Origin of the sequence: Chitinophaga solisilvae (genome assembly GCF_009928525.1) — a bacterium.
GTDB classification, from domain to species: Bacteria; Bacteroidota; Bacteroidia; order Chitinophagales; family Chitinophagaceae; genus Chitinophaga; species Chitinophaga solisilvae.
Window position 1 is genome coordinate 359,034 of sequence record NZ_JAABOK010000006.1, and the last position, 20,729, is coordinate 379,762.

17 protein-coding genes are annotated in these 20,729 nt (G+C 49.6%); 7 read left to right on the forward strand and 10 right to left on the reverse strand.

Going from position 1 to position 20,729, the window contains the following annotated elements:
• Positions 1 to 54: 54 nt before the first annotated feature.
• The 4 genes from GWG06_RS14815 to GWG06_RS14830 all read right to left on the reverse strand — a co-directional run bounded on the left by GWG06_RS14815 (position 55) and on the right by GWG06_RS14830 (position 3,944).
• Positions 55 to 762 carry a LytR/AlgR family response regulator transcription factor gene (locus GWG06_RS14815; protein ID WP_127035742.1) on the reverse strand — a complete coding sequence of 236 codons (708 nt, stop codon included), beginning with the start codon at positions 760 to 762 and terminating at the stop codon, positions 55 to 57.
• A 97-nt stretch (positions 763 to 859) separates the two neighbouring features.
• The gene (locus GWG06_RS14820) at positions 860 to 1,903 is read right to left on the reverse strand and encodes a sensor histidine kinase (RefSeq protein WP_160714095.1); all 1,044 of its coding nucleotides are present in this window, start codon (positions 1,901 to 1,903) and stop codon (positions 860 to 862) included.
• Positions 1,904 to 1,977: 74 nt separating this feature from the next.
• Positions 1,978 to 3,312: an ABC1 kinase family protein gene (locus GWG06_RS14825; protein ID WP_127035746.1), complete on the reverse strand. Its 1,335-nt coding sequence runs from the start codon at positions 3,310 to 3,312 to the stop codon at positions 1,978 to 1,980.
• Entirely contained in the window at positions 3,309 to 3,944 is a 636-nt protein-coding gene (locus GWG06_RS14830) for a TetR/AcrR family transcriptional regulator (protein ID WP_127035748.1), read from the reverse strand. Before GWG06_RS14830 ends, GWG06_RS14825 begins: the two co-directional genes overlap by 4 nt.
• Between GWG06_RS14830 and GWG06_RS14835 the strand changes: the two genes are divergently transcribed.
• Entirely contained in the window at positions 3,943 to 4,224 is a 282-nt protein-coding gene (locus GWG06_RS14835; RefSeq protein WP_160714097.1) for a hypothetical protein, read from the forward strand. The two genes, GWG06_RS14830 and GWG06_RS14835, sit on opposite strands and share 2 nt — an antisense overlap.
• Before the next feature lie 352 nt (positions 4,225 to 4,576).
• The gene (locus tag GWG06_RS14840; protein WP_160714099.1) at positions 4,577 to 5,977 is read left to right on the forward strand and encodes an RtcB family protein; all 1,401 of its coding nucleotides are present in this window, start codon (positions 4,577 to 4,579) and stop codon (positions 5,975 to 5,977) included.
• Between the two features lie 768 nt (positions 5,978 to 6,745).
• Here the strand turns inward: GWG06_RS14840 and GWG06_RS14845 are convergent.
• On the reverse strand, positions 6,746 to 7,906 hold the full coding sequence (locus GWG06_RS14845; RefSeq protein ID WP_127035752.1) for an MFS transporter: 1,161 nt from the start codon (positions 7,904 to 7,906) through the stop codon (positions 6,746 to 6,748).
• Positions 7,907 to 7,966: 60 nt separating this feature from the next.
• Entirely contained in the window at positions 7,967 to 8,182 is a 216-nt protein-coding gene (locus GWG06_RS14850; RefSeq protein WP_160714101.1) for a cyclase, read from the reverse strand.
• Positions 8,183 to 8,218: 36 nt separating this feature from the next.
• On the opposite strand from GWG06_RS14850, the gene GWG06_RS14855 reads away from it, so the two are divergent.
• On the forward strand, positions 8,219 to 9,493 hold the full coding sequence (locus GWG06_RS14855) for a polymer-forming cytoskeletal protein (protein WP_160714103.1): 1,275 nt from the start codon (positions 8,219 to 8,221) through the stop codon (positions 9,491 to 9,493).
• Here GWG06_RS14855 and GWG06_RS14860 read toward each other — a convergent pair.
• Complete coding sequence (locus GWG06_RS14860) at positions 9,487 to 10,500, reverse strand: quinone oxidoreductase family protein (RefSeq protein WP_160714105.1); 1,014 nt, start codon at positions 10,498 to 10,500, stop codon at positions 9,487 to 9,489. The two genes, GWG06_RS14855 and GWG06_RS14860, sit on opposite strands and share 7 nt — an antisense overlap.
• A gap of 99 nt (positions 10,501 to 10,599) precedes the next feature.
• Between GWG06_RS14860 and GWG06_RS14865 the strand changes: the two genes are divergently transcribed.
• On the forward strand, positions 10,600 to 10,932 hold the full coding sequence (locus tag GWG06_RS14865; RefSeq protein ID WP_127035761.1) for a winged helix-turn-helix transcriptional regulator: 333 nt from the start codon (positions 10,600 to 10,602) through the stop codon (positions 10,930 to 10,932).
• Between the two features lie 3 nt (positions 10,933 to 10,935).
• Here GWG06_RS14865 and GWG06_RS14870 read toward each other — a convergent pair whose 3' ends face one another.
• Complete coding sequence (locus GWG06_RS14870; protein WP_235938357.1) at positions 10,936 to 11,553, reverse strand: Crp/Fnr family transcriptional regulator; 618 nt, start codon at positions 11,551 to 11,553, stop codon at positions 10,936 to 10,938.
• Between the two features lie 165 nt (positions 11,554 to 11,718).
• Here GWG06_RS14870 and GWG06_RS14875 point away from each other — a divergent pair, with 165 nt between their 5' ends.
• Positions 11,719 to 13,509, forward strand: a complete 1,791-nt coding sequence (locus tag GWG06_RS14875; RefSeq protein WP_127035765.1) for a chloride channel protein — start codon at positions 11,719 to 11,721, stop codon at positions 13,507 to 13,509.
• A 151-nt stretch (positions 13,510 to 13,660) separates the two neighbouring features.
• Entirely contained in the window at positions 13,661 to 14,584 is a 924-nt protein-coding gene (locus GWG06_RS14880; protein ID WP_235938359.1) for an MBL fold metallo-hydrolase, read from the forward strand.
• On the opposite strand, the gene GWG06_RS14885 is transcribed toward GWG06_RS14880, so the two are convergent.
• Positions 14,579 to 15,415: a class I SAM-dependent methyltransferase gene (locus tag GWG06_RS14885; protein WP_160714107.1), complete on the reverse strand. Its 837-nt coding sequence runs from the start codon at positions 15,413 to 15,415 to the stop codon at positions 14,579 to 14,581. The two genes, GWG06_RS14880 and GWG06_RS14885, sit on opposite strands and share 6 nt — an antisense overlap.
• A gap of 158 nt (positions 15,416 to 15,573) precedes the next feature.
• Here GWG06_RS14885 and acnA point away from each other — a divergent pair, with 158 nt between their 5' ends.
• Positions 15,574 to 18,303, forward strand: coding sequence for an aconitate hydratase AcnA (gene acnA / locus GWG06_RS14890; RefSeq protein ID WP_160714109.1), 2,730 nt, complete (start codon positions 15,574 to 15,576; stop codon positions 18,301 to 18,303).
• A gap of 151 nt (positions 18,304 to 18,454) precedes the next feature.
• On the opposite strand, the gene GWG06_RS14895 is transcribed toward acnA, so the two are convergent.
• Positions 18,455 to 20,704: a cation:proton antiporter gene (locus GWG06_RS14895; RefSeq protein ID WP_127035771.1), complete on the reverse strand. Its 2,250-nt coding sequence runs from the start codon at positions 20,702 to 20,704 to the stop codon at positions 18,455 to 18,457.
• Between the last annotated feature and the right edge of the window lie 25 nt (positions 20,705 to 20,729).

Genomic DNA, 20,729 nt, shown 5'->3' on the forward strand with positions numbered 1-20,729 from the left:
TGGCATTCCCGGAAATGCAGGCAGATAGCCGGCTGACATGGCTTTTAGATGTTGTCACAACTGATTTTTACCCGCGATGGCATATACGGCATCCCGGTAGGTTTCTCCGACAGGCAGTTCAAGATCCTGCAGAAATACACTGGTTTTTCGAATCGCAGTAATGGCTGCTACGGAAACGATATACGATTTATGTATGCGGATAAAACGGGAAGAGGGAAGCTGTTCCTCCAGCCCTTTGATACTCATCCGTGTTACCGTAGGCCTTGGCATGTTTTTCAGGTGTATTTTTACATAGTCTTTCAATCCTTCTATCCAGATAATATCGGTAAAAACAATTTTTACCAGGCTGTAATCCACATTCACAAAAAAGAAATCAGCCTGATCTTTACCATTTTTACCGGCAGTTTTCAGTTGATGCAACTCCTGCGCTTTATTGCACGCTTTGATGAAACGCTCCAGCGACACCGGTTTTACCAGGTAGTCTGTTACATCCAGGTTAAAACCCTCCAGCGCATATTTTTCATATGCTGTAATGAGGATCACCAGCGGCTTGCTGGCCAGGGATTGTAAGAACTGTAAACCTGTTAAGCCAGGCATCTGGATATCAAGAAAAATCAGGTCCACCTGTTCCTGCCGTAAAATTTCCATGGCTTCAAAGGCGTTACTGCATTTGCCTGCCAGCTGCAGATAGGGTACTTTACTGATATTATCTTCCAGCAGATCCAGCGCTAAAGGTTCATCGTCAATGGCTATACATCGCATGAGACATGTTGTTGTAAATTCAGAATTTTGGTTTCAGATTTTGATGCGCTTTAGTTTAAAGGTTAAGGGAAATGGATTATACAGATTAATTACTTCCTTAATGTAGACTCAACTGCAATGTTACATAAAACCAATCATCTTTTTTATTTATCTGTAAAACATAATTCTCTCCATATAATAAATTTAAGCGTCTTTTTACGTTGGCCAGCCCTATTCCGCTGGTTTTATCCTTTACGTCCGGAGTAGTATCACTATACCGGTTCTTGACGGCAAAGAAAAGCTGATCCGTGGTGGTAAACAGGCTGATGTAAATCTGAGCGTCCGGAATCAGGCCGGTACCATGTTTGAAGGCATTCTCCACAAACGGGATCAGCAGCATTGGTTCAATTTCGTACGTGCTCTCCGGTACATTCATCTCCACCTGTATGGTTACATTGCGCTGAAACCGCTGCCGCTGCAGGTCTATGTAACTCTGCAGGTACTCTACCTCCCGCTGCAGGGGCATCTTTTCTTCATCTGCTTCATAGAGCATATACCGCATCAGGGAAGAGAGCTTTATCAGGGATGGCTCCAGCAGGTCCGACTTTTTCCGGGCCAGCGATACCATGTTATTCAGCACGTTGAACATGAAATGCGGACTTACCTGCGACCGTAGCAGGGACAGCTCGGTTTTCAGGTTTTCATTCTCCTTTGCCGTCACCCGGCGCTCCAGCTCTAACCGGTCGCGTATCATCCGGAAGGCGGTACTGGCAGATAATACCAGGAAAAATATAAAAAACAGGAACAAAATCAGGGGTTTGACATCCCTGACAGGTTCTTTCAGAAAAAGTTTCTCAAATCCGTACCGCAATCCCAGGAAGTAACAGAAAATCAGTATCACCGCAGTAATATATTCTGCGTACCTTTTTTTATGTAACAGCCTGGGAATGAGATAGAAGGCATTCAGGTAAAAAAAGCCGGCCATGGTCAGGTAAAACAGCAGCATATACCACATCCATTGTGGCTGCTCCGCAGTCATTTTACTATGCGCTTCCTTACTGTAGGTTGGTTGCAGCAGAAACGGCAACGAAAAGAATATAGCCCAGAACAGCACGTGCCATACCATCACCATCCCCTTCCGGTTGTACCATAACATTGTCATGCCGCAATTTACAGCATTGCGGCTGCCCCGTTGGTAAAGTTGCGACCAACTGCGGGATTTATTCGATGAAAGGCTTAGTTTACTGCAGGCTGGCCGCTGATCATCTGCTGTATCCTCGTCTGGCTGGTGATGACATTGGCTTTCAGGTCACTCAAAATGGAATACAGGCCGAAATAGGTCCTGTTGATGTACAGGCTATGCCTGGAACCTCTTGCTACCTTGGATTCCCGGATTTCTTTCATATTGTACAACTCATCCATGTAGGCGTAGATTTCATTGAAATACGCTTCATTCCCGAAGTCAAAGTTCTCAAGTGTGAACGGCAGGGTGAGCAGGTCAATCATATGCTGGAAAAGGCCGGAGAAGAATTCGATTTCCTTCGGCGTATCTGTCGGATGAATCATTTCCAGGTTAGTATAAATTTCGTAGCGGCGCTTATCGTCTTTCAGCACTTCCTTGTCTACCAGCAGGAAATAGTTGACATAAAAGTCTTCCGGAATTTCCTTCACGCAGCCAAAATCAAAAATACCGACGGTGCCGTCCGCCCGCATCAGGAAGTTACCGGGGTGCGGATCGGCATGTACCTGCCTGAGTTTATGTACCTGGAACTGGTAGAAATCCCACAGCGCCTGTCCGATTTTATCCCTGGCTTCCTGGCTGGGATTGGTTTGCAGGAACTCTTTCAGGTGCAGGCCATCCAGCCAGTCCATGGTGATAATACGTTCTGATGACAGCTCCGGATAATATCCCGGAAATCGGAGGTGCGGAATGTGGGCGCATTCACGGGAAAGGGCCATAGACCGGCTCAGTTCCAGCTTGTAATCCGTTTCTTCCAGCAGCTTGCTTTCTATCTCATCAAAATATTTATCCATATCCACCTCGTTCATACCTACTATTCTGATGGCGAAAGGCTTTACCAGCCGGAGGTCTGACTTAACGCTGTTAGCTACGCCGGGGTATTGTATTTTCACCGCCAGGGGCTTGTCATTTTTCCAGGCTTTATGTACCTGGCCTATGGAAGCAGCATTGGAGGCGTGCATATCGAACTTGTCGTACAGCTGTGAGGGCGATTTGCCCAGCGTTTTCATAAAGGTATTCACCACCAGCGGGCCTGATAGCGGTGGGGCGCTGTATTGCGACATAGCGAATTTTTCGCTGTATGCCTTTGGCAGCATGCCCTTGTCCATACTGAGCATCTGCGCCACCTTGAGGGCGCTGCCTTTCAGGTTGCTGAGGGTATTGTAGATATCTTCCGCATTATCCTGATGCAACGCCTCTTTGGTAACGGAGGGGTCCATCAGTTTGCGGGTGTAATGCTTAATATAATTGCTGCCTACTTTCAGCCCGGTGGTAACAAATTTTCCTGCCCTTTCCACTTTGGTGGTCGGGATGTTGGATTGTTCTTTCATAATGCCTGTTTCCGCGTAAAAATAAATTTGCCGAAGTCCAGCAGACTATCCAGCGTATTGGACCGTATCAGCTGGAAGCTGAGATTAACGGCCTTTTCGATGGCGGCATCCGTCATTTCGAAATTAACGCTGGTGTCATTCAGCCAGTATTTGAGTACAAATAATGCCTGTACCCAGAAACCATGGACGTATTGATCGGAAATATATTTTCTCTCTTTTATTTCGCTGGAAGAATATCCTTCTTTTATCAGCGCCGTTACATAATCATAAAAGGCGTGCTTGAACGTTTCCAGCTTGCTGCGGTACAGGTCCGGCAGGCGGAACTGCTCTTTCTGCAGCAGCAGGTAGCTCCGGTCTTCCTTCAGTTTCTGTACCCAGAGGAAATAAAATGCCAGCAACTTTTCCTGTGCGCCGTACTGCTGATAAATTTCATCGTTGCTGAGCTGGTCCAGCGTTTCCCGGAAAATTGCCAGCCATACATCTTTTTCAATGGCTTCCAGGGAGCTGTAGTACTCATAAAAGGATGCCTCTGTGATTTCCAGCTGTTTGCACAGCGCATACACTGAAACGGGCGCTTTCCCGTTTTCCAGCCAGTGAAGTTTATACGCGTTGAGGATGAGTTGTCTGTCCATGACTGCAAGGTTTTACTATGTTGTAATACCCCGCCCGGATAAGGCTTCCGGCGGTTTAACATCTGCGGGGGAAAGTACATACAAATTTACTGCATCCGCCGTTATAAAGCCTCCGGAGTTTCTATTTCAAATGTTAAATTTCCTGCCTGAAAAGTTAAAATCTTTCCATATCTTTGCGCCCGCAGATATTTATTTATCTGAAAATTTTCATTTGAGATTTTCAGCTGCTATGGGTCTTCGTCAGCATTTTACAGAGGCAGCAGTTGCAGAAATCACTTAGAATGAATTACCGGAAAAATGATTGTTTCATTTTAAAAGTAAAGAAGTCATGACTGCACGTTTCTACATATCACCTCTTGCTCTCCGTGCCTGCTAAGGCAACGCCGTTATTCCTTTTATGTAATAACCCGGATTGAGCTGACATTATTATTAATGTCCGCATACCCTTTGTCATTTTATTATTTTATCATTTTATTATTTGAGATGTAATCCTCTGAGATGTACTTCAGATGGGCCATCTGTTATTTTATCATTTTGTTATCTGAGATGTCAGATAGGGTATCTCATGCCAGGTTACCCCTGCATGGCAACAAATAACCCAATCTCAAATAATAAAATTCCATTCACACTATATGGGCAATTTAAAAACCAAGGACCTCAGTAAAATAGGTTATACCAACGACCGGGCGCGCAGCCTGGTCATCAATATTATATCGCGCCATTTCAAGCATCATGATAAAGCGGCGCTGACAGCGCTGTTAACAGCTGTAAAAGACAGGCCGCAGGATTATGCGGATGACCCGGTGCTGGGTCCGGTGGCAGCTACATTTATGGACCGGGAGATCACCTGTGATTTCCGTTCTTTTCAGCTGCTGGAAGCAACCGGGCAGCTGAAGATTTATGGCGCCAGAGAAATTGAATATGCTGCCAGGCAGCAGATGGAAGTAGCCATGTCGCTGCCGGTTACCGTTCAGGGCGCCCTGATGCCGGACGCTCACATGGGTTACGGGTTGCCGGTGGGCGGTGTGCTGGCTGCCGATAACGCCGTGCTGCCTTTTGCCGTCGGCGTAGATATCGGCTGCCGTATGGCCCTCAGCATCTTCGATGAAGGCGCTTCCTTCCTGAAGCGTTACGGCCACCAGGTAAAAGTAGCGCTGAAGGAGTTCACCCACTTCGGTATGGAAGGCGGACTGGAATTCCATCAGGAGCATGAAGTGCTGGACAGCCGCGTGTTTCAGTCTACCGACCTGCTGCGTAAGCTGCAAGGTAAGGCTGCACGGCAGCTGGGATCTTCCGGCAGCGGCAATCACTTTGTAGAGTTCGGACTGATTACCCTGAAAGAAGATAATGCCCTGCAACTGCCCGCGAAGGAATACCTCGCGCTGTTGTCGCACTCCGGCAGCCGCGGCCTCGGAGCTACTATCGCGCAGCACTATACGAAAATAGCGATGGATACCTGCAAACTGCCAAAGCCTGCTCAGCAGCTGGCCTGGCTGGATATGAACACGGCAGCCGGACAGGAATACTGGATGGCCATGAACCTCGCCGGCGATTACGCTCAGGCCTGCCATGACAGGATTCATCTCAACCTGAAGAAAGCGCTGGGATTGCAATCGCTTGCCACCATCGCGAACCATCACAACTTCGCCTGGGAAGATACGCTGGCAGATGGCCGTCAGGTTATCATTCACCGGAAAGGAGCCACCCCGGCGCATGCCGGCGAGATGGGCATCATCCCTGGCAGCATGACAGCGCCTGCTTACCTTGTACAGGGAAAAGGCGTTGCATCATCCCTTTTCTCTGCGTCGCACGGCGCCGGCAGAATGATGAGCCGCAGCCGCGCCAAACAGAAAATGACCATGTCGGCGCTTAAAAAACTTATCGCCGATGCAGGCGTAACCCTCATCGGTGGCAGCGTGGAAGAAAACCCGCTCGCCTACAAGGATATCGAAAGGGTGATCGCTGCACAGCAGGACCTGGTAGCTATTCAGGGAAAGTTTGTGCCGGTAGTGGTGAGGATGAACAAAGAATAACTATTTACGATTTTGGAATTTTTTGATTTACGTATTTAAAATGCAGCGAATAAGAAAGAGAGGCGCTATGAGTTTTCCAGTATATCTTCGCCGCATTTTAAATACGTAAATCAAAAAAATCCAAAATCGTAAATTGTTTGCGTAAATTTATTTATATTCGATATTGCTTTACTTTGCGTATATGCAGGCGGGTTAGTAAGGGTGTTGTAAAGGATGCTTGCATAAATGGCAGAAACAACCATTATCACATATCTTTAAATTCGCCGTCGTAGCAGCTTTTAGCTCATATTGCGGAATTTGACTCATGGCGGCAGATGCAATGTATCGTTTTGTACTACTTCCGGGATTTTTGAAAAACCATTTCCTGGTCATACAGTGCGGCAATTTTCTGATACTGTACTGATAGCAGGAAAATCAATCAGGAAGGATAGGGTAGCCATCAACGTTATACCCCCGGCGGCAGATAAAAGGGGAGTGCCGGCCGGAAGTTGCTTGTCAGCAACAAATCAGCACGCGGAAAAATGAGAACGTGGGATTATCCATTGGATATAACCCGGATATAGCCGGTAGTATACCTGTTATCAATGGCAGTATTGCTTTGCATAGCGGTACACGGAACCGGAGAAAGATAACAATGCGGTATTGCTGTATAAAAAACAGCCGTGCAGTGATCCGGTTATTTATTAAGAAGATATATTTCAGAACTTCATAGCTATCTTAGAAACCCCTGTGAAAAAGCCCTGGCAGCAAGCCGGGGCTTACCCTTTTTCAGGGCTCTTCCTTCAGTCCGTTTACCATCAGTATAATCGCCAGCCCGCAAACAGCCATGATGCCGAAAGACCAGCGCAGACTGGATGCCTGGGCTACAAAACCTATCAACGGCGGTACCATCAGGAATCCGAGGTAACCAATAGTGGAAATAGATGCGAGCGTTTGCCCGCTGTTAGTTTGCTTCGATTTACCGGCCATGCTGAAAACCAGCGGCACCACACAGGATACCCCCAGCCCGGTAAACATATAGCCGATACCGGTAGTAACAGGGTAAGGCAGCCCGATCGCCAGCAGCAGCCCTATCAGTATCAGCCAGCCACTGTTGCGCAGCATGGTTTTAATGCCAAGCCTGACTACCAGCCTGTCGCCAAGAAACCTTCCGGTGGTCATGGAAATCATGTAAACCACAAAAGCCGCAGTGGCCGCCGCTCCGGTGCCTCCCACTATTTTATGGAAATAAATACTGCTCCAGTCATACATGGTATTTTCTGTGGCCATACATGCGAAACAGATAAATGAAAAACGCAGCAGCGACTTGTCCGGCAATGAAAAGGCAGGCTTCTTTTCGGTCTGCGGCAGCGGCTGGTCCGCATAGGATTTCGGGTAATAATACCACGTAAAAGCCAGCAGCAGCACGCTTACCGCCAGCAGGTGCCAGGAGGGCGCAATATTCATGGACACCATCAGGTAACCGATAGCCGCTCCAATAAAACCGGCAACGCTCCAGATACCATGGAAGGTAGTCATGATAGATTTACCATACATGTGCTGTACCTGCACCGCCTGCGCATTCATAGACAGATTCAGCAGGTTGCGGGAAGAGCCGAAACAGAAAAGTACCAGCGCCAGCTGCCATACGCTGGTGGTAAATCCTGGCAGACTGATAACAACATTAAATATCATCGCCCCCAGCAGCATGATCTTCCGGCTGCTGAAACTGCCCAGCAGCCTGCCCGTAACAGGCATGGTCAGCATCAGCCCGATAGGCAGCGCAAACAATACAGCTCCCAGCTGCGCTTCATTCAGCTGCAGTTGCTGTTGTATAGAGGGAATCCTGGATGCCCAGGTGGAATATCCCAGTCCGGAGATAAAAAAGAAAACGGAAATAGCAATCCTGTACTGACGGATATGGCTTTGCTGCTGAACGGCTGCGATCATTGACTATCGTACACACAACTTTTGTGTTGTCATGAGAAGCACAAAGGTAGAAAAATCACCTCATTCCGTTTTACGTTTATGTGCTTCGCTGATGATTTCCTTGTTAAATATCCTGACCTCTCCGACCATCAGCAGCCGCATGTCTGCTACAATGTAATCGGCCAGCTCCCGGTCGCTGATATCATCTCCGGGGATATCCAGCCTGAAATCTTCTCCGTTAAGATGACCTCCGTTGGTAAATGAAATATGGAAGTCAAATTTTACTCTTTTATGCATAGCTTTATAGTGTTACTAAAAATTTACTTCCTCGAAATGAACAAGAAACCATTTGAGTTAATCTCCTACCAGCAGGCAGTTTCACAGTACCATATCGCTGCCGCAGTCTTCGAAAGTGAAGACGTATTTAATGATGTTATCGATGAAAACCTGCCATTTTATCTGTATGAAGGCGACCTGAAAATATCCGGTAACCTGAACCTGGATACGGATGTTGTAGACAGAATCCTCAACGAGAATGAAGTAGCCGGTTATATTATCACCGGCAACCTGGAAGTGACCGGTAACATTATCAATGACGAAGGCGATTATGGTCCCATCTTCTACGTACAGGGAGATGTTTCCTGCCGGAGCCTCGTGATCGGCGGCTGCCCCACACGTATCACCGGTAATGTGCTTGCGGAAGAGGTCATCATGCTGCACTACAATCATGGGTGGATGCAATGCGACGGCGCATTCATTGCGCCGGTAATGATTGTGGAAGACTATCACCTGCAACCCGGTGCGGCCAAAAACATCAGCCGCTTTTATTACAATGACCGTGAAGAAGAGTTCCGCGATGAAACCGGCGAATGGCGCATCCCCGCCGCCCTGCAGGAAATGCTGAACAACCGGCTGACCACCGATTTTGAAGAGCTGCGCCGTGACCTCGTTGCCGGTGAACACGTACTGCTGCAGCAAGACAGGCCTTATGCCTACTGGGAGCAGAAGGTGGCTGCCAACTGGCGTGATCTGCAACGGGTGCCGGTAACCTTCCGCAAGGAAGCATTATGTATGACCGCCCTGCACCAGTATGTAGGCGCCCTGGAATTTTTTCCGGCACTGCTCATCACCGACTCGTTGGTAGAGTATGTTATAACCCGCGACGGTAAAGGATTACGCTATGTGCCTGCCTCCATGGTTACCCCGGAACTATGCCGCGTGGCTGCCCGTAACGGCGCTTCCCTCAAAGCAGATTTTCCGGAAGATATGCTGGACTACGAACTGGTATATACCGTTATCCAGAACGACCCCGCAGAAATGGAAAGCGTGCCCGTACATTTCATCGATGAAGACCTGCTGGCGGCATACGTGAAAACCGGGTACAACCTGTGGCTGCAACGGTATTGCGACCTGGCAGGCATCGCCAAGATAAAGGTGCTGCAACGCGTCATGGATGAAGGCGTAGATCAGGTAGACTACGTATTCCGCGCTTTCCTCACCAACGAGGTGTACCACTACGCCAGGGAACGTTATGATACCGTTTCTTCCCGGCCGCAGTGGGAGGATCTGACGCAGCGGTATGCAAAGAAGATCGCAAAATTTTATTGATCCATGTACATCACCAGCTTGCGGCCATTGGTCTGATTAGCTTCCATCATCATGTGCGCCTGTCTGACGGCAGCTGCGCTGAGTTTTCCGGTAATATGCACTGCCGGCGGCGTAATGACGCCTGCCTGCAGCAATGACGTCATGTGTTGCAATGTCTGCCCGTACCATCCCAGCCGGTTGTCTGCCGCATATGCATAGTTGGAAATATTCAGGATAAAGCAGCCTTTATCAAACAGTAGTTCCCTGGTGCGTGGCGTGCTCAGGAAGGTGATGTCTGCATATCCTTTATTAACGCCCAGTACTGCGGCTGCGGTGGCTGAAATACTGCCGCCTGCAATATCCACGGCCCAGTCGAACGGCTGCTGGCCGCGGATCGCCATGATTTTTTCTTCCAGCTGTTCCTGTTTATAGGAGATGATTTCGCGGGGAGATAACCCGGCTGCTATTAATGCCGCCACGCTATGTTCATTGCCGGCGGTAGACATGATGAAGGACGTGCCGTGTGCCCGGAGCAGCTTGATCAGTACGCTGCCAACGCCACCGGCGCCGCCGGTGATGAATACGCTTTCCCCTGGTTGCACGTTCATTCTGCTGAATGCCTGCCAGGCGGTAAGTCCGGCAGTAGGTACGGCTGCTGCGGTTTCAAAGGAAATTCCGGCGGGCATATGCGCCACCATACGATAGTCCAGCGCAATATATTCCGCATAGGTGCCATTGGAGCCTTTGCTGCCGGCTGCAGCTATGACAGCGTCGCCGGGGAGGAAACCGGTGGTATGCCTGCCTGTCTCCACTACCGTGCCCGCCAGCTCCCTGCCCAGTACAGGCGAGTGCATATGTGCGCTTTCCCTGCGCCCCTGCCGCATCTGGTAATCAATAGGGTTAAAGGCCGCCGCCCTGATCTGTATCAGCAGCTCATGATCCTTCGGAACAGGCCGGGGGAGGGTTGTCTGCCTGAACTGATCCACTTCTCCGAAGCCTTCCAGTACAATAGCCTGCATAGTATCCATAATGACGATTGTTGTATTTTTGGCAAAGCTAATCTGCCGGAAAGGAGCATTCAATAACTCCGGAAAAAGAGAGCTACTCAATAAAAAGTGAGCGGTAACATGACGAAAGTAACTTCTAATGCATTGAACAGGGCCTTCCTGCATAGTTCCTGCCGGATTAATGCCGCTTTGGAAATGATTGCAGGCAGATGGAAGCCATTGATATTAATACACATTTCTGAAAATCAGAATCGTTTCAGTTTACTGAAGCAGGCGATGCCTGGCATCTCGGATCAGGCGCTGGGCAAGCAACTAAAGGAGCTGGAGGCCGACCGGCTGGTGACAAAGGAAATCATTCCTGCCATCCCGGTGCGGGTGGATTATAGTCTGACAGAAAAGGGCGCCGCGCTGCTGCCTATCCTGCAGGCGCTGGCGGAATGGAAGGATCTGTAGGGATCACCCTTCTGCTGTTTTCCGTAATTTTTTTTCGTTGAGGATCGTAATGGTTTTTCCTTCTGTAGTAATCAGCTGTTGCTGTGTGAAATCCTGTATGATCCTGTAGATGGTTTCATAGGTAGTACCGGCAAAGGAGGCCAGATCCTGCCGGCTGATGGTAAATTGTTTGTTGTTATATACCCGGCTTATTTCCAGCAATGCTTCTGCCAGTCTGCTTTTTACCTCCATGTGCACCAGGTTGCGCATTCTCTTTTCTGCTTCCTGCAATTCGTCTGCATAAAACTGCATCAGCTTATAAGTGAGGGCAGGGTTTACTTTCAGCGAGGCTTCGAAAAAACTGATGTCGATATAGCAGGCGGTGCTGTCTTCCAGGGCCGTCGCGGAAACCGGGTATACGCGCTGGTTGCCGCCCAGGCCACGATGCCCCAGTATGTCACCTGTTCTGGCAAAGCGTACGATGAGATCTTTATCTTCCCCCCATTGTTTATGCACTTTCACTTTCCCGTCATACAGGAAGTAAATACCTGTAGCCGGAGAACCTTCCCGGAAAAGAGTTTCCCCTTTTCTGTAAGCCAGGTGCTGCCGGTTCACGGCCACTGCCGGAATCCATTCCGCCATGCTGCAACGGCATAGAAAACATGTCTTTAAATCACAGTCGCCCGCTTTTTTCATGGTTGCAATAGTAATACTTTTTTTAAGTTTTTGCCTTAAAAAGTGTTTTTTATATGATTTGAATCATATTTTTGTGTTGTTTTCAGCAACTGTTACAAGTAATAATATAATATGAATCATAAAAAACGGGATAAGTCGCCCGGAAATGTATCGAGAAGAGTTTTTTACCTGAGCGTGCAGGCATTTATGAACGCTGTTCTGGTGGGTTTTGTGGCGAAAGGGCTGGTGATGCTGATTAGTTTATTCACCAATTTATCTTTCTACGGAGAATTTTCTTTTGAAGAAAGGGGGCCGGCGGGCAATCATCTGGGCTGGTATGTGGTGCTGGTGCCCATAGCGGGCAGCCTGATTGTGGGGGTGATGGCGCGTTTTGGCAGCAAGGCTATACGGGGTCATGGTATTCCGGAGGCCATGGAAAATATTATTCTGAATGAAAGTAAGATACCACCGATTATCACTTTTCTGAAACCTTTATCAGCAGCCATTTCGATTGGTACGGGTGGTCCCTTTGGTGCAGAGGGGCCTATCATTGCCACGGGCGGTGCTATGGGATCGTTTACCGGACAGGTAATACATATTTCTTCTGCGGAACGTAAAGTGTTGCTGGCGGCAGGCGCCTGCGCCGGTATGTCGGCCATCTTCGGCAGCCCGCTGGCAGCTATTCTGCTGGCGATAGAGTTACTGTTGTTTGAGTTTTCGCCGCGGGCGGTGATCCCTGTGGCTATTGCATGTATTACCGGTGGTGGTATGCACCTGCTGCTCTTTGGGGCAGAGCCGGTGTTCATGATGCCGGCAATACCGGCAGTATCGGACATGGCGCTGGTAACCTACGTACTGATGGGCGTAGCTATCGGTGTGGTAGCTGCACTGGTGTCCAGATCCGTTTACCTGGTGGAAGACCTGTTTGAGAAACTGCCTGTACACTGGATGTGGTGGCCGGCGCTCGGTGCTGTAGCCGTAGGCGTTATCGGGTATTTTGCGCCACATACCATGGGAGTGGGGTACGACAACATCACCACATTGCTGACGGGCAATGTACCGCTTAACCTTATCATATCATTGTGTTTATTGAAATACCTCTCCTGGGTTATATCCCTGGGCAGCGGCACCTCCGGAGGAACCTTAGCGCCCCTGTTCACTATCGGCGGGGCGCTGGGGGCGCTGACCGGCGTGCTGGTACTGCAGCTTTTCCCGAATTGCGGCATTAACCTGGCCACTGCCGCGCTTATCGGCATGGCGGCTATGTTTGCCGGAGCCTCCCGCGCATTGCTGACAGCCATCGTTTTTGCGATGGAAACCACCGGACAGCCGCACGGATTACTGCCACTGATCGGCGCATGTACGGCTGCCTATTTCGTCTCCTTCTTTTTAATGAAAGGAAGTATCATGACAGAAAAAATACGCCGCAGGGGAGTAGTAGCGCCGGAAGAATATACCCCGGACATGATGCAGCTGATTAACGCCGGCTCCCTGCAGGAGCAGCCTTTGACGGTATCTTCCCGGCTGGCATTGTCAGAAGTAAATTTCCTGCTGAAAGATTATCCCTGGTATCACCGTCACCTGATCGTGACAGATGATGGAGGTAACTTCAACGGCTATCTGAATATGGAAAAATTACGGGAGAACACCTCGCTGAAAGTCAGTGAAGTCATGGAAAAATCAGCTCCCTTTGTAAACCAGGGTGACGATGCGGCGGCTATATCCCTGTTACTGAACAGGTATCAGCTGAGTATCATGGCTGTGATGAAAGACGGCAAACTAACGGGCATCGTATCTGCAGATGCCATCCTGCACGGATATGCGGAACGCTATCATGCTACCACCAAATATCATTCTGCCTTCCTGGGTAATATCCGCTTGCTGCGGCTCATGGCAGGCGGTAAACGTATCCTGCAACGTTAAATATCTGTCATAAAAATGCCGTGTTGTGAAATATGGTATTTTTGTTGCGGAATTTACCACCATGCATCATAAGTCATTGTCACCCAAAGATAGAATTTTAAGATCGCAGCATTTTAAAAACGGCGCGTTTCAGAATTTATCTCTCACCCCGATGAAATCGGAGGACGTCTCTTATTTTAAAATAATTAAGGACGCCCTCCGCAGAGCCGCCAACGTGAAGCCTCCGGTGGTGCTGCCATCCGTTAAAACAGACCTGAAAGCGGTACAAAGCACCAAGCCGGTAGTCACCTGGTTCGGGCATTCCTCGTACCTGATTCAGATCAATAACTTCAATATACTGGTAGACCCGGTGTTCAGCGGCAGCGCGTCGCCCATGTCTTTCGCCGTGAAAGCCTTCCCCGGCGCTGATGTATATGCGCCTGCCGATTTCCCCGCCATCGATATGCTTATCATCACGCATAATCATTACGATCATCTCGACAGAAAAACCATTGCCCGGTTGCTGCCGCAGACCAAAGCGGTATATACCGGCCTGGGGGTGGGCAAAGATCTGCAGGGTTGCGGATTACAGTCAAAGCTGATTACGGAACTGGACTGGTGGGAAACGGTGGAAGTATCAGATGAAATCATACTAACGGCGACACCTGCACGACATTTCTCCGGCCGTGGCCTCAAAAGAGGCGGCAGCCTGTGGGCTTCTTTCGTACTGCAGCTGTATGGCTACACGCTGTTTCTCGGCGGCGACTCCGGATATGATACGCATTTCAAGACAATAGGCGACGAATACGGTCCGTTTGACCTGGCCATCCTGGAATGCGGGCAGTACAACCTGGACTGGCCCTTTATTCACATGCAGCCGGAAGAAACCGTTCAGGCAGCGCTGGACCTGGATGCAAAGGTATTGTTACCCGTACACTGGGCGAAGTTTACCCTGGCTAGTCACCCCTGGAATGAGCCACCCACAAGGGTTACAGCCATTGCTGCAGAAAGAGGGCTGGCAGTCACCACCCCGCTGATAGGCGAACAGGTCATCGTAGGCGAAAGTTACCCGCAGCATCATTGGTGGAATCTATAAACGGAAAGATGCCATCTCCATAATCCCTTCCCCGGGTTCGTGAAACACCTGGTTACGGCCTGTTAGCCTTTTTTCTGTTTCAGATAAACTTTCCAGCCTGTCAGGAATACCTCCCAGCTCCGTAATGAGCGCCAGCAGCGACGTTTTGTTGTGCAGGTTGAACCTGCCGCTGATATGCTGTTCCAGCAAGGCTATCACCTGGTGGTGTACAGGCAGGAATTTTTCCGGTACGGTATCTTCCCGTATGGTGTAATTCATGGCTATCATATTACGCAGGTCATCAGTCTGAAACAACTGCATGATGCCGGTAAATTCTTCATTGGTGATATACGCAATAACACCCTCAAAAACAATGACAGCGGGCTCACCGGGCTGAAAACCGTGTTGCCCCAGCGTGGCATACAGTTTTACCGTATCAGTGATATCGCATAGTATCAGCTGCAGCGGGCTGTCTTCCTGCAGTATTTTATCATATATTTTTTTCTTCTCTGTAATATACCCGTTGTCTACTTCCAGTATGCGGCTGATACTACCGGGGTATGTTTCCAGCAGGTGCAGGGAAAGCGGATCCAGTCCGGCTCCCAGTATAATCACCTGTTGCGGGGCCTGTTGCTGCAAACGTTCCCTGACAGCTTCCCGGATGAATTTTTTGCGATAGCAGACCGCGTCGCTGAACCAGGCACAGGTACGTCTGATGTCGCTGGCTACCCGGCTGGTTTCACTGAAATCAATGGCGTCGAGGTACGCCTTCTCCAGCGGGGATTCATACATTTTAATCGCGTGCTCCAATATCAGCCGTGACGTTGAGGGAACTTTTAATTTATCCGTCATGGGGAAATGGTTATTTTTATAAAGCTAACGGAAAACCGCGCGTTTATGCAGCAGTCATACGCCCTGAAACGGCTTTCTGCTATTAGCGCTGAAATAGGAGCGGAGCTGAACAAATGCCCCTCCGCTTTGTTTGTAAGGAATGTCAACAATCCAGTCTTATGCAACAACGAACCGCCTCGCTCAGTAAATTGGAAAAAGAAGGACGGCAGATCTCCAGGCTGCCATTTTCCATCAGGATTTTGCTTGAAAATGTGTTACGTAATCACGACAACTTTGCTATCACGGATGAACATGTGGAGACACTGGTGAACTGGAAACCGGAAGGCACCGAAAAGGAAATTCCGTTCAAGCCCGCCAGGGTATTGATGCAGGACTTCACCGGCGTTGCCGCCGTGGTAGATATCGCCTCCATCCGCGCCGAAGTGATCCGGCGGGGAAAAGACGGATCGAAAATTAATCCGGCTATCCCGGTGGATCTTGTGGTGGACCACTCCGTACAGGTAGATTTTTTTGCTACTGACTACGCCTATACGAAAAATGTTACCTACGAATATGAACGCAACAAAGAGCGCTATCAGCTGCTGAAGTGGGCGCAGCAAGCGTTTGATAACTTCACCGTTGTACCGCCGGGTATGGGCATCTGCCACCAGGTGAACCTGGAATACCTGGCGCAGGGCGTCATCAGCCGCGATGGCTGGGTGTTCCCGGATACATTGGTAGGCACGGATTCGCATACGCCCATGGTTAACGGTATCGGCGTACTTGGATGGGGAGTAGGCGGTATCGAAGCGGAAGCCGCTATCCTCGGCCAGCCGATATATTTTACCTGTCCGCAGGTAATAGGGCTGAAACTCACCGGCGAACTGGGAGAAGGCGTTACTGCTACGGATATGGTGCTGACCATCACCCAGCTCCTGCGTAAATACGGGGTGGTTGATAAGTTCGTGGAGGTATTCGGTGATGGGCTGGACCACCTGTCTGTTCCCGATCGTGCCACCATCTCCAATATGTCGCCCGAATTCGGATGTACCGTTACCTATTTCCCCATTGATAAACAAACCTTGCAATACATGCGCCGCACTAACCGCCACGGAGAGCAGGTGGCGCTGGTAGAACAGTACTGCCGGGAAAATATGCTGTGGCGTCATGGAGATGAAAAAATTGAATACTCGGATATTATTGAGCTGGACCTCGCCCAGGTACAATCTTCCGTGGCAGGCCCCAAACGCCCGCAGGACCGCATCCTGGTCAGAAACCTGCATACTGAATTTGAATCTCTCCTGAGTAAGGAATTTAAGCGGATGTATACCCCTGAAGGTAAACGCCGGGATACCGCCTGGCTGTCTGAAGGCGGCTCCGGCACCACTTTCACCTACGAAATACAGAAGCCGGTGGAAGAAGTGGCCGTAGAGGTAGACTACCTGAAATCTGTCCGTATCAAACTGAGAAATGAAGAATATGTGCTGAGCGACGGCGCTATCGCCATTGCGGCAATTACCAGCTGTACCAACACTTCCAACCCCAGCGTAATGATAGGAGCCGGACTGGTGGCAAAGAAAGCCATCAGCCGCGGACTGTATGTAAAGCCCTGGGTGAAAACCAGCCTGGCGCCCGGTTCCAGGGTGGTGACAGAATACCTGAAACGTTCCGGCTTATTATATGAACTGGAAGCCCTGCGTTTTCATATTGTAGGTTATGGCTGTACTTCGTGTATAGGTAATAGCGGGCCGCTGCCGCCGCATATTGCAGAAGCGGTAGACAAGGGCAGCCTGATCGTAGCCTCTGTACTATCGGGTAACAGGAACTTTGAGGCGCGCGTGCATCCGCAGGTGAAGATGAACTTCCTGGCCTCTCCGCTGCTGGTAGTGGCCTATGCGATCACCGGTCGCGTAGACGTGGACCTCTTCACCGATCCGCTCGGATACGATCCCAACGGAGAACCGGTATATCTCCGCGACATCTGGCCTACCCAGCAGGAAATCAACGATGCTGTGGCCGCCGCTGTTAAACAGGAAGACTTTGAACAGGTCTATAAAGTCATATTCGATGGAGATGACCAGTGGAAAGGACTGCTGGCGCCTACCGGCAAAGATTACCACTGGAGCAGCGATTCTACCTACATCAAGGAAGCGCCTTTCTTCCAGGGACTGCCGGACCACCCCGCCGCCGCTGAAGATATTAAAGATGCCCGCGTACTGCTGATGCTGGGAGATTCAGTTACCACCGACCATATTTCGCCTGCCGGCTCTTTCAAAGCGGAAACACCTGCCGGCAAATATCTGCTGGATCATGGCATAGATCCCAGGATGTTTAACTCCTACGGTTCCCGCAGGGGCAACCATGAAGTGATGATCCGGGGCACCTTCGCGAATGTGCGTATCAAAAATGCGCTGTCGCCCAAAGAAGGCGGTTTCACCACCATGATACCACTAGGTATGGTGCTGCCGGTATTCGATGCGGCCATGCAATATGCCACCGCCAGAGTACCGCTCATCGTACTGGCCGGAAAGGAATACGGCAGTGGCTCCTCCCGCGACTGGGCCGCCAAGGGTACCAATCTGCTGGGGGTAAAAGCAGTTCTCGCTGAAAGCTATGAACGTATCCACCGCAGCAACCTCGTAGGCATGGGCGTACTGCCCCTGGAATACCTGAACGGCGAAAGCGCCTCCTCTCTCGGCCTCACCGGCACAGAATCCTACACCATCACCGGTATCGCCGAAGCGCTGCTACCCAACAAAATCATAACGGTAACGGCTAAACCGGCTTCCGGTCCCGATATTGTCTTTGATGTAAAATGCAGACTGAATTCCGCAATAGAAGTGGAGTATTATAGGAATGGAGGGATTTTGCAGTACGTATTGAGGGAGTTTTTAAATAAGTCGAAGTAGATAGTGGAAATTACGAATTACGAATTGCGAATTGCGAATGAAAAGGCGAAGATCTAAACGTAGATTAAAGAGGATATTTTATAGTTATCACCTTTAATCTACGTTTAGATCTTCGCCTTTTCATTCGCAATTCGTAATTCGTAATTTGCAATTACACTTTATCTTGTCTTCTCGCCAACTCCTCAATCTTCTTCCTGTTTCCTACCAGCCACACTACATCTTCCCATTCAAAGATCAGGTCTGATGGTGGGTTGAGGATGCGTTGTCCGTTGCGGGCGATGCCTACTACGAGGGCCAGTGTTTTTTCCCGGATGCCGGAGCTGCGGATGGTCTGGCCTTTCAGGCCGTTATGTTCGTCTACGATGATGCTGGTGAGCCCGATGTTTTCATCGGAGCGTTCATCGGCGCGGACTACATTGAGGGTATTCACAACGCGGTTGAATTCTTCCAGCTGGGCTTCTGTGCCGATGGCGGTGATGACATCGTATGGGAAGAGCTTTTCGTCCCTGGTGGGGGCATAGATGGTTACTTCGCCTCTTCTGATGGAGCCGATATTGATACCGTATTTTTCGCGCAATCCCAGGTCCTGTAATGGTTTATCCACAAGGGTGGACCAGGGGTTGATTTCAATTTCCGATACCTGTGCATCCCAGGGCAGCAGGTCGGCGGATTTGGCTTTGTTGGCCGCCGCATCAGCTGCTTCGCGGGCATTGAGGTTGGAAAGAAAGCGGTGTTCTATACGGTTATAGTATTTCTGCAGTTGCTGACGTAAGGCAAGCAATACTACCAGCATCACGATGGAGGTGCCCAGGATAGCCCACCAGAAAGGGAAGAACTGGTTCAATAGGAAGCCTACCAGCAGTACGGCAATCACGTTACGGATGACCTCTACCACTACCAGCGGACCGCGGTTGTATTTGGAATCGAGCCACAACGCTTTGTAGGCGCTGCTTTGTACCTTTTTGATGGTAAGCGCGGAAATAAAGGGCGCCATCATGGCAATGGCGATGACTACTGCCAGGAGCTTCGCCAGCAGCTGGTTTTCTATATACTTCGCGATGAACGGACCTACGTAATAGGTGTTGAGTAGTATGATCGCAATCAGGATTACGCTGTTGAGAATAATCACTTTCAGATAGGAGTTCAGCACAATGCGCCAGTCACTTTCACCCTGTAAGGTCTGCGAACTCGCGGAATAGCGGTTCAGCGCTGCCATCCAGCGGGCGGGAATTATTTTCTCCAGCCAGTTATAGAAAGGTACCGCAAAGCGGATCATGTAAGGTGTGGTGAAGGTGGTGATGGCAGAAACACCTACCGCCACGGGGAACAGGAAGCCGCTGGTTACTTTCAGCGTGATGCCGAGTGTAGCAATGATAAAGGCAAATTCCCCTACCTGCGCCATACTCATGCCCACCTGCACAGATTCTTTCAGTGGCCGGCCGGAAACGAGGGCGCCGAAAGAAGTGCTGAGGAACTTGCCGGAGATGGTCAGCAGGGTTATCCAGAATACCGGCCAGCGGTATTCAATAATCATCTGCGGATCTATCAGCATACCTACCGATACGAAGAAAATAGCGCCGAACAGGTCTTTCACAGGCTGAATCAGATGCTCCACTTTTTCGGAAGAAGTGGTTTCCGCGATGATGGAACCCATGATAAATGCGCCCAGTTCAGCAGAGAAGCCTACCTGCGTAGCCAGTATCACCATTCCCAGACAAAGCGCAATACTCAGTATGAGCAATGTTTCGCTGTTCATATACTTCTCCATTTTCTTCAGGAAGGTAGGCAGCAGGAAGATGCCTGCCAGGAACCATACCGCCAGGAAGAACAGCAGCTTGGCAATGGTGAACAGCATCTGTGTACCTTCAAACTGCTTGCTCACAGCCATGGTGGATAACAACACCATGAGGAGGATCACCACAATGTCTTCTATCACCAGTACACCGAATACAATCTTGGTAAAGGGTTTTTTCTTGATGCCTAGTTCTTCAAACGCCCTGATGATAATGGTGGTGGAAGAACTGGCCAGCAGCCCGCCGAGGAACAGGCTGTCCATCACGCCCCATCCCATCAGCTGACCGGTAAAGTAACCGGCTACCGTGATGAAAATAATTTCTACAAAAGCCGTGATGGCAGCTGTGCCTCCGACACGCATCAGTTTTTTGAAGCTGAATTCAAGTCCGAGTGAAAACAGTAAAAATATTACCCCGATTTCTGACCAGATCTTAATGCCTTCCCCGTCACTGATAGAGGGAAATAAGTGAAAGTGAGGTCCAACAATAAAGCCCGCGATGATATAACCTAATACCATAGGTTGTTTCAGCCGCTTGAATAATAACGTAATAATGCCCGCCGCTCCTAAAATTAATGCCAGGTCAATAATCAATTGTGGTAAATGCATACAGTATATAATCGATTTATATGAT